We start from the raw sequence: 12522 nt of genomic DNA, 5'->3' as shown, positions 1-12522 counted from the left end.
AGCTTCAGCGTTCTACTTGCATGTATTAGGCACGCCGCCAGCGTTCATCCTGAGCCAGGATCAAACTCTCATTAAAATAATTGTTTGTCTTAAACTCATTCTGTCACTGACAGATTTATTGTTTTTTTATTGTTCAGTTACTATAACTTTCGTTATAGCGCCCTGCACATTGGTTCGTCTTGTTCAGTTTTCAAAGGTCTTTGTCGCTCTCGCGCGACAACTATATTAGTATATCATGACCTCTCCTTACTGTCAACACTTTTTTAAAAAATTTTTTATTTTTTTGAAAGTTTTTTTGAAAGAAACAAAGAAAAGCCTGCATTACAGGCTTTTCTATTAGTCTAGTTCTTTGTTAATGATGAGAAATTTCTCTTCTCCGCAACCTCTTTTCATTAAACCTGCTTCAGCTATGTCTAGAAGATCTTTTGAAAAGGATTGGATCGCTTCTTTTTCTTCTTTACTTAGAATTTTCTTTGAATATTTCTTTCTAAGTTTTCGATAGTCCTGTTCTTCATTTTTAAAAAATGAACAATCCTCTAAATAGTTTTCCAGTTTTTCTAACTGTACAAATAAGCCCAACTCAAAGGCTATCGGGGCAAATGTGGTTTCTAATGGTTGTGTACAAACACTTCTAAATTCTACAGTTCCACGAGCAGTTAGATCTTGAAATTGGTAACTTCGATGTTGTTTTAGATCTTCTTTTACAGGGTTAATGATTTTCTCATTTCCATCAGCCGTATAGGCTGTAATTTCTTTTTGATCTAGATAGTCCTCGACTCGAATTGGTTTAAAATAATATGATTTGCCCTCTCTTGTTGCCGTAAAAATAGCCGTTCTAGCGAGATTATTAAAAAACTCTTCTTCGCTTTGGTAGTCCTTAGGATAAATCCCTACATTTTCCTTATAATAACCATGTAAGGATTCTTCCCAGAAAATATCTCTGGCAATTTTTGTATCCCAAACCTCTGCTGAAAATTCTGAGTTAGAAAACAAATATGCTTTTGCTGCTTCAATTTTATTAAATGCATTAATGATGCGAATATAGTTATCGCGCCTTACATCCAATTGAACTTGGTTTCCGCATATAAATGCTCCGTACGAAGGATAGGGGTGTGTTTTCATCCCTGTACCATTCATTGCAAGGAAAGCCATTAACATCTTGTATCGTTCGATTTTCACTGGGCTATTATCATTTTCTTTCCACATAGGATGGATTCCGTGCCCTTGAATTTCGTGATTATTTTCTTGCAAAATAGGTTGAATAATCTTCAAATAGGCCTCAAAACGTTTGGCTACCTCATTTATAGAATGAGCTCTCTCAAATGCAAATTCAATTGTATTGTAACTCAACTCGAATAGAATACGATCTTTAGAAGAGCGGTGAACCAATTGAATGGGATTTTTATCGTCATCTATTTTTTCAACTTCAAAATCTGATAAGTTTGCTAAGGTTCGAAAAAGATTTTTCGTCACCTCTATATTTGTTTTGTTTCCATTTGTTTCTACAATCGGAAACTCTAATTCAACTCCGACAAAGAGTTCCGAATCCTCTTTCATATTACTAAGGTACTTCTCTTTTAGTAATTTAATTGCTTGTTGTTTTGTCATTGAATCCTTTTTCTTCTATTGGAGATATGGGTTCCATTATATCATTTTTTGCTATTCTCGACTACTCATGAAAAACAAGACAAAACGCCTGCTTACGAAATTGTTTTAAATTAAAGCAATTTCGTAAACAAGCGTCTACCATTCATTCAATATGATGAGTGTTCCCGCTGGGGAAAATCCCCAGCGGTAGACCAGAGCTAGACTAAGAATAACAGTGTATTCCATCATCATAACACTCAACAAAATTGATGATATTATACCAATTCGATGATAGCCATTGGCGCAGCATCACCACGACGTGGTTCAGTTTTAAGGATACGAGTATATCCACCATTGCGCTCAGCATAACGAGGTGCTAATTCAGAGAACAATTTTTGAAGTGCAGTTGTTTCTGAGTATTTACCTGTTTCTTCATCAAAGTTTTGTGATGCAACTTCGTTACGTACGAATGCAGCAGCTTGACGACGTGCATGCAAATCACCACGTTTACCCAAAGTAATCATTTTTTCAACTGATTTACGGATTTCTTTCGCACGTGCTTCAGTTGTTACAATTGCTTCATTGATGATAAGATCTGTAGTCAAATCGCGAAGCATCGCTTTACGTTGTGAGCTAGTGCGTCCTAGTTTACGGTAAGCCATGTATTCCTCCTCTATTTATCGTTTTTTAACCCAAGGCCTAAGTCGGCAAGTTTGATTTTAACTTCTTCAAGACTCTTACGTCCCAAGTTACGAACTTTCATCATTTCTGCTTCTGATTTTTCAGTCAAATCGTAAACAGTATTAATGCCAGCACGTTTCAAACAGTTATATGAACGAACTGAAAGATCTAATTCTTCGATCGTACGTTCTAAAATGCGATCATCAGAAGTTGTATCCACTTCCTTCATAACATCTGTTGCAATAGCAATTTCAGTTAAGTTTGTGAATAGATTTAGGTGTTCTGTCAAAATACGAGCAGACAAACCTAAGGCATCTTCTGGAATGATTGTCCCATTTGTCAAAATTTCAAGGGTTAGCTTGTCAAAGCCATCGTTGCTACCAACGCGTGCTGGTTCAACTTGGTAATTGACTTTTGTCACTGGCGTATAGATTGAATCTACAGCAAGTGTTCCCACTGGTGCATCATCTTTTTTGTTTTGATCAGCTGGAACATAGCCACGTCCACTGTTTACAGTAAGCGTTGCTTTCAAAGATGCTCCTTCTCCGATTGTAAATAGATAATGATCAGGGTTTACAATTTCGATGTCACTATCAGTAAGAATATCTCCAGCAGTTACTTCTGCAGGTCCTTCTACATCAAGTTCAATAATCTTTTCGTCTTGGACGTAAGATTTAACGGCGATTCCTTTAACGTTAAGAATAATTTGCATAACGTCTTCACGGACTCCTGGAACGGTATCAAATTCGTGGAGTACACCTTCAATGTTGATTGAAGTGACAGCTGCACCTGGAAGTGAAGCCAGAAGTACACGACGAAGTGAGTTTCCAAGTGTTGTACCATAGCCACGTTCAAGTGGTTCTACGACAAACACGCCATAATCTTTGTTTTCATCAATTTTTGTTATATTTGGTTTTTCAAACTCAATCATTTGCTATACTCCCTCTTAAACGAAAAGCTGTGTAATTGTTGATGATTATACACGGCGACGTTTTGGAGGACGAGCACCATTGTGTGGTACAGGAGTTACATCGCGGATTGCAGTTACTTCAAGACCAGCAGCAGCAAGTGCACGAATAGCAGACTCACGACCTGAACCAGGACCTTTAACAGTTACTTCAACAGATTTAAGTCCGTGTTCTTGAGCAGCTTTTGCAGCAGCTTCTGATGCCATTTGAGCAGCAAATGGTGTAGATTTACGAGAACCTTTAAATCCAAGTGCACCTGCAGATGACCAAGCGATTGCGTTACCATGCACATCAGTAATCATAACAATTGTGTTGTTAAATGTAGCGTGAATATGAGCAATACCAGATTCGATATTCTTTTTCACACGACGTTTACGTGTTGGTTTAGCCAAGATTTTTACCTCCTTATTTTATTTTATTTTTTCTTACCTGCAATCGCAACAGCTTTACCTTTACGAGTGCGAGCATTGTTTTTAGTGTTTTGTCCACGAACTGGAAGTCCACGACGGTGACGGATACCACGGTATGAACCGATTTCCATCAAGCGTTTGATGTTCAAGTTTACTTCACGACGAAGGTCACCTTCAACTTTGATTGCGTCAACTTCACGACGGATAGCATCTTCTTGATCTGGTGTAAGATCGCGAACACGAATATCTTCAGAAACACCTGCAGCAGCAAGGATTTTCTTAGATGTTGGAAGTCCGATACCGTACACATAAGTCAATGAAATTACTACACGTTTGTCATTTGGAATGTCAACTCCAGCAATACGAGCCATGTTTTCTCCTTTCTATCTTATCCTTGACGTTGTTTGTGTTTTGGATTTGCTGGGCAAATTACCATAACACGACCATTACGACGAATTACTTTACAGTATTCGCAAATTGGTTTGACCGATGGTCTTACTTTCATTTTTATCCCTCCAAGTTTTTCGATTATTTAAAGCGGTATGTGATACGTCCACGTGTCAAATCGTACGGACTCATCTCCACTGTAACACGATCTCCCGCTAAAATACGAATATAGTTTTTACGAATTTTACCAGAAACTGTTGCTAAAATCTGATGTCCATTTTCAAGTTCAACCGTAAACATAGCATTCGGCATTGTATCGACTACTTTGCCTTCTACTTCAATCACATCGTCTTTTGCCACGCAAAAGTACCTCCATAAATTTCGATTCATTCCTCTGAGCACAGAGGTAACAATTATAAGTCAGACTAACTAATTGTAACACTAGTTGTCCAATATTGCAAGCATGAAAAACGCTTTTATTTCAAATTTGACAAGACTTTTTCAATGTCTGAAAATACATCATTGATATCTTGGTTCCCTTGGATGTCATGTACGAGTCCTTTTGAACGATAAAATTCAATGATTGGTTCACCTTGGGCAATATTCACATCCAAACGACGTTTTACTGTCTCAGGTTTATCATCTTCACGTTGGTAGTAATCTTCCTCTTTGTAATCAACTGGTGGATTGAATACTTTATGGAAAGTTTCTCCAGTTTGACGATGAATGATACGTCCGCTCAAACGCTCTAAAAGACTGTCTGGATTTACTTCGATGTTGATAACACCTTCAAGCTCAATACCAAGTTCAGCCAATGTTTTATCTAAAGCATGAGCTTGCTCAATGGTACGTGGATATCCGTCTAACAAGAAACCTGTTTCTTTAATATCATCTTGAGCAAGGCGTTCTTTTACAATTCCATTGGTTACTTCATCTGGTACCAACTCACCTTTATCAATGTATGATTTTGCAAGCACACCCATTTCAGTTTGGTTAGCCATCGCTGCGCGGAACATATCTCCAGTGGAGATATGCGCTACGTGAAACTCTTCAACGATTTTAGCTGCTTGAGTTCCTTTACCTGCTCCAGGCAACCCCATAATTAAAAGATTCATGATGAATTCTCCTTATTTTGTTTTTAAATGGAAGCAGGAGCGAATTCCTATTTCCATTTAAAAACAAAATAGAAGGCTGACAAAGTCAACCTTATTCTATTCTGTTGTTGTGTCCATAAATCCGACATACTTACGTTTTAATAAGTAGCCTTCTAATTGTTTCATTCCCTCAATACCTGTTGAAATAATGATTAACAAGCTAGTTCCTCCAAGAGCAACTGCATCTGTCAAACCAAATAAATCTCGAGCTAGGATTGGAATGATGGTAATAAAGCCAAGGAATACTGATCCGACACTTGCTAAACGACGTAGCAAACGAGACATAAACTCTTCTGTCCCTTTACCAGGGCGAACGCCTGGGATATAGGCACCACTCTTTTGAAGGTTTTCTGCCGTTTTTTCAGGATTGATCTGAACAAACGTGTAGAAGAAGGTGAAGAGAATGATCAATAAGGCATACATTGCCACACCAGTTGGTGTGTTTGTAGCCAACATGGCTTGAGCTGTTTTCACCCATCCTGCATTGTAACCCATAGCGCTAATCACTTGGAAAATAGCTGCAGGCGCTGCTGTAATCGAACTAGCGAAGATGACAGGAATAACTCCTGCTGGGTTTACTTTCAAAGGAAGGTAAGAACTTGATGGAGCTCCTTGTGCAATCTTTGTATATTGGATTGGAATCTTGTATTGTGCTTGCTCTACAAAGGTTGTAAAGTAAACAATAACCAAGACAGCAAGGATTAATACCCCAACAAAAATGAGGGAATTGGTCATTTGACCAGAACGAACGTTCACAAATGCATTTTCATAGATTTCTTTAATCATCTCAGGAATTGATGACACAATCCCTGCAAAGATAATCATTGAAACACCATTACCGTAGCCTTTATCTGTGATTTGTTCTCCAAGCCAAGTCACAATCATGGAACCGGTCGTCAGAATAGCACCGATTAATAGATAGGTCTTGGTATTTGGAGTTGCGACTAATTTCGCCTGAGACAAAGTGTGGAAGGTTGCTGTAATCCCGATGGATTGAACAAAGGCTAGAACCAAAGAAATATAGCGTGTTGCTTGGTTGAGCTTTCTTCGACCAACTTCCCCTTGTTTGCCCCATTCAACAAACTTAGGTAACAGATCCATTTGCAAAAGTTGCACGACGATCGAAGCTGTAATGTATGGGCTAACCCCTAATGCGAAAACTGAGAAGTTCCTCATAGCATTCCCAGAAACCAAACTGAGCATGTTCAAGAAGGACACATCTTGAAGGTTGTTCAGAATTTTCGCATTTACACCAGGCACTGTAATCGTGGTCCCAATGCGGAAAACAAGAATGATGAAGATCGTAAACAAAATCTTCGACCGTACTTGTTTCACCTTAAATGCATCTTTTAATAATTTAAAAAACATAGGTCACCTCACTTAGATGACTTCAACTGAACCACCTTTAGCAGTGATAGCTTCTTCAGCTGATTTAGAGAATTTAGCTGCTTTAACAGTCAACTTCTTAGTCAATTCTCCGTTACCAAGAATTTTGATACCTGATTTTTCAGCTTTTACAATTCCTGATTCTACAAGTACTACTGGAGTTACTTCAGCACCATCTTCAAAGGCGTTCAATTGATCAAGGTTCACAATAGCATATTCTTTAGCATTGATGTTTGTAAATCCACGTTTTGGAAGACGACGGAACAATGGAGTTTGTCCACCTTCAAAACCAAGACGTACACCGCCACCGCTACGAGCTTTTTGACCTTTTTGACCACGGCCAGAAGTTTTACCATTACCAGATGAAGTACCACGACCAACACGGTTGCGGACTTTACGTGAACCTGTAGCAGGTTGTAATTCATGAAGTTTCATTATTTATTTTCTCCTCTTTTGTAAATTGCTAACGCATGTAATCAGGAAAAGGTGTCCTAACTACAAACTCGCCTATACTTATATTTAGTTTTAGGGGATGAGAACCTCTCATACCCCTGAAAACTTTGTTTCTATTTTAAATAGATTATTTTACTTCTTCAACTGTTACCAAGTGAGATACAGCAGTGATCATACCACGTACTGCTGGGTTATCTTCTTTAATAACAGAGCTGTTCAATTTGCCAAGTCCAAGTGCTACAACAGTTTTACGTTGTGACGGGATGCGTCCGATTGGAGACTTAGTCAAAGTAATTTTAATTTGAGCCATTTGAATCTCCTTTCTTAAGCTAAGTCAGAAACTGAAATACCACGAAGGGCAGCAACTTCATCAGCGCGTTTCAATTGTGCTAAACCGTTAACAGTTGCACGAACGATGTTGATTGGAGTGTTTGATCCAAGTGATTTAGATGTAACATCTGCAATACCTGCCAATTCGACAACGGCACGAACTGCTCCACCTGCAGCAACCCCAGCCCCTTCGATAGCTGGTTTCAACAATACACGAGCTCCACCAAATACTGATGTTACTTCGTGTGGAATTGTTGTTCCAACCATAGGAACTTCGATCAAGTTTTTCTTAGCATCTTCAACAGCCTTACGGATTGCTTCTGGAACTTCTTGAGCTTTACCAGTACCAAATCCAACACGGCCATTACGGTCACCAACAACTACAAGAGCGGCAAAACGAAGACGACGTCCACCTTTAACAACTTTTGTTACACGGTTGATGGCAACTACGCGTTCTTCAAGTTCAACTGCATTATCTTTAAATGCCATTTTCTAGTGTCCTCCTATTAGAATTTCAATCCGTTTTCACGAGCTGCATCAGCCAAAGCTTTAACACGTCCGTGATATAGATATCCACCGCGGTCGAACACCACTTCAGAAATACCTTTAGCAACTGCACGTTCAGCAACAAGTTTGCCGACAACAACGGCTTGTTCAGTTTTAGTTCCTTTTGAAACTTCTTTGTCAAGAGTTGAAGCGCTTGCGAGCGTTACACCCGCTACGTCATCAATTACTTGAGCGTAGATGCCTGTATTAGAACGAAATACGTTCAAACGTGGGCGATCAGCAGTTCCAGAGAGTTTTCCGCGAACGCGACGGTGGCGTTTTTGACGGATTTTGTTTTTATCTGGTTTCGAAATCACAATTTTCACCTCTTAATTTTAAAATCATGTGCTAAGCACTGAGTTGGTAAGATGAAGGTTGGTTGAAAAACAACCAAACTACATTATTTACCTGTTTTACCTTCTTTGCGGCGAACGTATTCACCAACATAACGGATCCCTTTACCTTTGTATGGTTCAGGTGAACGAAGGCTACGTACATAAGCAGCTGTTTGACCAACTACTTCTTTTGAAATTCCGCTAACAACGATTGTTGTTGGGTTTGGAAGTTCAAAAGTAATTCCTTCTGGAGCTTCAACTTCGTCTGGGTGTGATTTACCAACAGCCAAAACAAGTTTTGATCCTTGAAGTTGTGCACGGTATCCAACCCCGCGCATTTCAAGTTCTTTCTTGAATCCTTCTGATACACCAGTAACCATGTTGTTCAAAAGGGCACGAGTTGTTCCGTGGATTGTTTTCATTTCTTTTGAATCGTTTGGACGGTGAAGTGTTACTTCAGTACCTTCCACACGGATTTCAATATCTTTTGAGAACTCACGAGTAAGTTCTCCTTTAGGTCCTTTTACAGTTACAACGTTGTCATTGTTAGTGATTTCAACACCAGCAGGCAACACGATAACTTTATTACCAATACGTGACATGTTTTTTATTCTCCTGTTAAATTGTCAGGCCTTTGCGGGCCAGTTTTCACGGGGTTTAAGATACTTATTTAGTTCTAGAGCTGAACTGAACACGCTCTAAGAACTTTGTATCTTGATTTGAGTTCGAGCTAAGAATTTGGTGAAAAAGATAAGTTTGTCTTGGAGCATCGCTCCTACTACAAACTTCCTATTTTCACTGCATTCTTTTAACGCTCTCACATCATCAATTACCAAACGTAAGCGATAACTTCCCCACCAACGTTCTTTTGGCGTGCTTCTTTATCAGTAAGCAAACCTTCAGAAGTTGAAAGGATAGCAATTCCAAGTCCGTTAAGAACTTTTGGAAGATCTTCACGTTTTTTGTAAACACGCAAACCTGGTTTAGATACACGTTTCAAGTTTGTGATAACTTTTTCACCGTTTTGTCCGTATTTCAAGAATACACGGATGATGCCTTGTTTGTCATCTTCGATGAATTCAACGTTTTTTACAAAACCTTCGCGTTTAAGGATTTCAGCAATCCCTTTTTTGATGTTTGATGCAGGTACTTCAAGTACTTCGTGTTTTGCTTGGTTAGCGTTACGAATACGTGTAAGGAAGTCTGCGATTGGGTCAGTCATAACCATTATTATTTCTCCTCTTACTAGTAGTTTGCAAGTTGCACTTGCTAGTTAATACATGATACAGAGAGCGTAACAGCGAGAGCAAAAATAGGCAATTTGATGCAGGAGCGATGCTCCAAAGAAAATTGGTCTTTTTTGCCAAAGCTGTAGCTCGTGTTCAAATTGGCAAGCCCAACTGAACCCGGGCTAAACTCTGTGTGAAAAAGATAAACTTTCCTAGAAACTAAAGTTTCTTCGTCAAGTTTCCTATTTTCACTTGGAGTTTTAACGCCCTTGATATCTTAAATTACCAAGATGCTTTTGTGACACCTGGGATTTGACCTTTGTATGCCAATTCACGGAAGCAAACACGGCAAAGTTTAAACTTGCGGTAAACTGAGTGTGGACGTCCACAACGTTCACAGCGAGTGTATGCTTGAGTAGAGAACTTCGCTGGGCGTTTGTTCTTAGCAATCATAGATTTTTTAGCCATTAGTTTTACCTCCTATATTATTTTGCAAACGGCATTCCGAGGCCAGTAAGCAATGCACGTGATTCTTCGTCTGTGTTCGCTGTAGTTACGATTACGATATCCAAACCACGAGTTTTATCAACATCATCAAAGTTGATTTCTGGGAAGATCAATTGTTCTTTCACACCAAGTGTGTAGTTTCCGCGTCCATCAAATGATTTTGTTGGAACACCATGGAAGTCACGTACACGTGGAAGTGAAACTGTTACCAATTTATCCAAGAATTCGTACATACGTTCACCACGAAGGGTAACTTTTGCACCGATCGCAACACCTTCACGAAGACGGAAGCCGGCGATTGATTTTTTAGCCTTAGTGATCAATGGTTTTTGACCTGAGATCAAAGCAAGCTCTTCAGCAGCTTTTTCAAGGTTTTTAGCATTTGATACTGCATCACCGACACCCATGTTCAAAACGATTTTATCAACTTTTGGCACAGCCATAACTGATGAATAGTTGAACTGTTCTGTCAATGATGGTACTACTTCATTAAGGTATTTTTCTTTTAAACGATTAGCCATTATACTTCTCCTTTCCTTCGTGATTAGTCAAGCACTTCGCCTGATTTTTTGTTGTAGCGAACTTTTTTGCCGTCTACAAATTTGTAGCCAACACGTCCAGCAACACCGTTTTTGTCCAAAACTTGAACGTTAGAAGCATGGATTGGAGCTTCTTTTTCAACGATTGCACCTTGAGGGTTTTCGTTATTTGGACGTTGGTGTTTCTTGATGATGTTTACACCTTCTACAACAACTTTATTTACTTTTGGAAGAGCAGTAAGAACAACAGCTTCTACGCCTTTGTCTTTACCAGCGATAACGCGAACTTTGTCGCCTTTTTTTACAAACATTTTATTCTCCTTTTATTCTTACGCCCGACGGGCACCCTGGCTGAGCCAGGGGACTGTGTTTGTTTTTTTATTGATTAAAGTACTTCTGGAGCAAGTGATACAATCTTCATGAATCCACCGTCACGCAATTCACGTGCAACTGGGCCGAAGATACGAGTTCCGCGAGGAGTTTTGTCGTCACGGATGATCACTGCTGCATTTTCGTCGAACTTGATGTATGAACCATCTTTACGACGAGCACCTGATTTAGTACGAACGATAACAGCTTTTACAACGTCACCTTTCTTAACCGCACCACCAGGAGTAGCTTGTTTTACAGATGCAACGATTACATCACCGATGCTCGCGAATTTACGTTTTGAACCACCAAGAACTTTGATTGTCAAGATTTCGCGTGCGCCACTGTTGTCAGCGACTTTCAAACGAGTTTCTGTTTGAATCATTTACGTTTTCTCCTTTCAGGTATGATTAGATGATGACCGCTTCTTCAACGACTTCTACAAGACGGAAGCGTTTTGTAGCTGAAAGCGGACGAGTTTCCATGATACGAACGATATCGCCTTCTTTAGCAACATTGTTTTCATCATGAGCTTTGTATTTTTTAGAATAGTTGATACGTTTACCATAGACTGGGTGGTTACGTTTAGTTTCAACTACAACTGTGATTGTTTTGTCCATTTTGTCAGACACAACGCGTCCAACAAGAACTTTACGATTATTGCGTTCCATTGAAATTCTCCTTCCCTAGTCTATTATTTAGCTTCTGATTGAACAGTTTTGATACGAGCGATTTGTTTTTTCACTTCTTTCAAACGTCCAGTTTGTTCCAATTGACCAGCAGCCGCTTGGAAACGAAGTTCAAACAATTCTTTCTTCAATTCATTTTCACGCTTCGCGAGTTCTTCTTGAGAAAGACCACGAAGTTCTTTAACAAATTCTTTTACTTCTGTAAGTTTCATGACCTCTCCTTATTCTGCTTCACGTTTCACAAATTTAGTTTTAACTGGCAATTTGTGGCTAGCAAGACGAAGTGCTTCGCGCGCAATCTCTTCAGATACACCAGCGATTTCGAACATCACTTTACCACGTTTAACTGGTGCTACCCAACCTTCAGGAGCCCCTTTACCAGATCCCATACGTACCCCGATAGCTTTAGCGGTGTATGATTTGTGTGGGAAAATCTTAATCCAAACTTTACCACCACGTTTCATGTAACGAGTCATGGCGATACGAGCAGCTTCGATTTGACGGTTTGTGATCCAGTGGCTAGTTGTAGCTTGAAGACCGTATTCACCGAATGCTACTTCTTTTCCACCTTTTGCTTCACCGCGCATTTTACCACGGAATTCGCGACGGTGTTTTACACGTTTAGGTACTAACATTGGTTATTTACCTCCTTTAGCGTCTTTACGAGCTGGAAGAACTTCACCACGGTAGATCCATACTTTAACACCAAGTTTACCGTAAGTAGTGTCTGCTTCTTCCCAAGCGTAATCGATATCAGCGCGAAGTGTGTGGAGTGGAACAGTTCCTTCAGAGTATCCTTCTGCACGGGCAATATCTGCACCGTTCAAACGACCTGATACTTGAGTTTTGATTCCTTTAGCTCCAGCACGCATAGCACGTTGGATTGCTTGTTTTTGTGCACGACGGAAAGCAACACGTTGTTCCAATTGACGAGCGATTCCTTCACCAACAA

General features: G+C 39.6%; 23 protein-coding genes and 1 rRNA gene. All 24 read right to left on the bottom strand.

Annotation, left to right across the window (positions count from 1 at the left end):
* Positions 1–76: ribosomal RNA gene (locus tag PAN06_RS10130) — 16S ribosomal RNA — on the bottom strand; the annotation flags it as partial.
* A 260-nt stretch (positions 77–336) separates the two neighbouring features.
* Positions 337–1608: a gamma-glutamylcysteine synthetase gene (locus tag PAN06_RS10125; RefSeq protein ID WP_201037241.1), complete on the bottom strand. Its 1272-nt coding sequence runs from the start codon at positions 1606–1608 to the stop codon at positions 337–339.
* A 254-nt stretch (positions 1609–1862) separates the two neighbouring features.
* On the bottom strand, positions 1863–2249 hold the full coding sequence (rplQ, locus tag PAN06_RS10120; RefSeq protein ID WP_003002399.1) for a 50S ribosomal protein L17: 387 nt from the start codon (positions 2247–2249) through the stop codon (positions 1863–1865).
* 11 nt (positions 2250–2260) lie between these two features.
* The gene (locus PAN06_RS10115) at positions 2261–3199 is read right to left on the bottom strand and encodes a DNA-directed RNA polymerase subunit alpha (protein ID WP_003009635.1); all 939 of its coding nucleotides are present in this window, start codon (positions 3197–3199) and stop codon (positions 2261–2263) included.
* 45 nt (positions 3200–3244) lie between these two features.
* On the bottom strand, positions 3245–3628 hold the full coding sequence (gene rpsK / locus PAN06_RS10110; protein ID WP_003002390.1) for a 30S ribosomal protein S11: 384 nt from the start codon (positions 3626–3628) through the stop codon (positions 3245–3247).
* A gap of 23 nt (positions 3629–3651) precedes the next feature.
* A complete protein-coding gene (rpsM, locus tag PAN06_RS10105; RefSeq protein WP_003009631.1) occupies positions 3652–4017 on the bottom strand; it encodes a 30S ribosomal protein S13 in 366 nt (121 codons plus the stop codon).
* A gap of 17 nt (positions 4018–4034) precedes the next feature.
* Positions 4035–4151: a 50S ribosomal protein L36 gene (gene rpmJ, locus PAN06_RS10100; RefSeq protein ID WP_001808836.1), complete on the bottom strand. Its 117-nt coding sequence runs from the start codon at positions 4149–4151 to the stop codon at positions 4035–4037.
* Positions 4152–4174: 23 nt separating this feature from the next.
* Positions 4175–4393, bottom strand: coding sequence for a translation initiation factor IF-1 (gene infA / locus PAN06_RS10095; protein ID WP_001029883.1), 219 nt, complete (start codon positions 4391–4393; stop codon positions 4175–4177).
* 116 nt (positions 4394–4509) lie between these two features.
* Positions 4510–5148: an adenylate kinase gene (locus PAN06_RS10090; RefSeq protein WP_021154254.1), complete on the bottom strand. Its 639-nt coding sequence runs from the start codon at positions 5146–5148 to the stop codon at positions 4510–4512.
* A gap of 96 nt (positions 5149–5244) precedes the next feature.
* Positions 5245–6555, bottom strand: a complete 1311-nt coding sequence (gene secY, locus PAN06_RS10085; protein WP_023920186.1) for a preprotein translocase subunit SecY — start codon at positions 6553–6555, stop codon at positions 5245–5247.
* A 12-nt stretch (positions 6556–6567) separates the two neighbouring features.
* Positions 6568–7008, bottom strand: a complete 441-nt coding sequence (gene rplO / locus PAN06_RS10080) for a 50S ribosomal protein L15 (protein WP_003002405.1) — start codon at positions 7006–7008, stop codon at positions 6568–6570.
* Positions 7009–7153: 145 nt separating this feature from the next.
* Positions 7154–7336, bottom strand: coding sequence for a 50S ribosomal protein L30 (gene rpmD / locus PAN06_RS10075; RefSeq protein ID WP_002894509.1), 183 nt, complete (start codon positions 7334–7336; stop codon positions 7154–7156).
* Positions 7337–7350: 14 nt separating this feature from the next.
* Positions 7351–7845, bottom strand: a complete 495-nt coding sequence (gene rpsE / locus PAN06_RS10070; protein WP_003009617.1) for a 30S ribosomal protein S5 — start codon at positions 7843–7845, stop codon at positions 7351–7353.
* Positions 7846–7862: 17 nt separating this feature from the next.
* The gene (gene rplR, locus PAN06_RS10065; RefSeq protein ID WP_003010871.1) at positions 7863–8219 is read right to left on the bottom strand and encodes a 50S ribosomal protein L18; all 357 of its coding nucleotides are present in this window, start codon (positions 8217–8219) and stop codon (positions 7863–7865) included.
* 83 nt (positions 8220–8302) lie between these two features.
* Positions 8303–8839 carry a 50S ribosomal protein L6 gene (gene rplF / locus PAN06_RS10060; RefSeq protein WP_003009612.1) on the bottom strand — a complete coding sequence of 179 codons (537 nt, stop codon included), beginning with the start codon at positions 8837–8839 and terminating at the stop codon, positions 8303–8305.
* A gap of 227 nt (positions 8840–9066) precedes the next feature.
* Positions 9067–9465, bottom strand: a complete 399-nt coding sequence (gene rpsH, locus PAN06_RS10055; RefSeq protein WP_003010897.1) for a 30S ribosomal protein S8 — start codon at positions 9463–9465, stop codon at positions 9067–9069.
* 283 nt (positions 9466–9748) lie between these two features.
* Entirely contained in the window at positions 9749–9934 is a 186-nt protein-coding gene (locus tag PAN06_RS10050) for a type Z 30S ribosomal protein S14 (RefSeq protein ID WP_001085699.1), read from the bottom strand.
* 17 nt (positions 9935–9951) lie between these two features.
* Positions 9952–10494, bottom strand: a complete 543-nt coding sequence (gene rplE, locus PAN06_RS10045; protein WP_003009606.1) for a 50S ribosomal protein L5 — start codon at positions 10492–10494, stop codon at positions 9952–9954.
* 23 nt (positions 10495–10517) lie between these two features.
* Positions 10518–10823: a 50S ribosomal protein L24 gene (gene rplX, locus PAN06_RS10040; RefSeq protein ID WP_003002315.1), complete on the bottom strand. Its 306-nt coding sequence runs from the start codon at positions 10821–10823 to the stop codon at positions 10518–10520.
* Positions 10824–10897: 74 nt separating this feature from the next.
* Complete coding sequence (gene rplN, locus PAN06_RS10035) at positions 10898–11266, bottom strand: 50S ribosomal protein L14 (protein WP_003002384.1); 369 nt, start codon at positions 11264–11266, stop codon at positions 10898–10900.
* Between the two features lie 25 nt (positions 11267–11291).
* On the bottom strand, positions 11292–11552 hold the full coding sequence (gene rpsQ / locus PAN06_RS10030) for a 30S ribosomal protein S17 (RefSeq protein ID WP_000440801.1): 261 nt from the start codon (positions 11550–11552) through the stop codon (positions 11292–11294).
* A gap of 23 nt (positions 11553–11575) precedes the next feature.
* Entirely contained in the window at positions 11576–11782 is a 207-nt protein-coding gene (gene rpmC, locus PAN06_RS10025) for a 50S ribosomal protein L29 (protein ID WP_003002350.1), read from the bottom strand.
* 9 nt (positions 11783–11791) lie between these two features.
* Positions 11792–12205 carry a 50S ribosomal protein L16 gene (gene rplP, locus PAN06_RS10020; RefSeq protein ID WP_000960947.1) on the bottom strand — a complete coding sequence of 138 codons (414 nt, stop codon included), beginning with the start codon at positions 12203–12205 and terminating at the stop codon, positions 11792–11794.
* Positions 12206–12208: 3 nt separating this feature from the next.
* On the bottom strand, positions 12209–12522 hold a 314-nt coding region (rpsC, locus tag PAN06_RS10015), incomplete at its 5' end, for a 30S ribosomal protein S3 (RefSeq protein WP_269796222.1).

It is taken from the genome of Streptococcus sp. SM3 (genome assembly GCF_027497875.1).
Note: the sequence above shows the minus strand (reverse complement) of the source record. Positions and strands in the feature narration are given on the sequence as shown.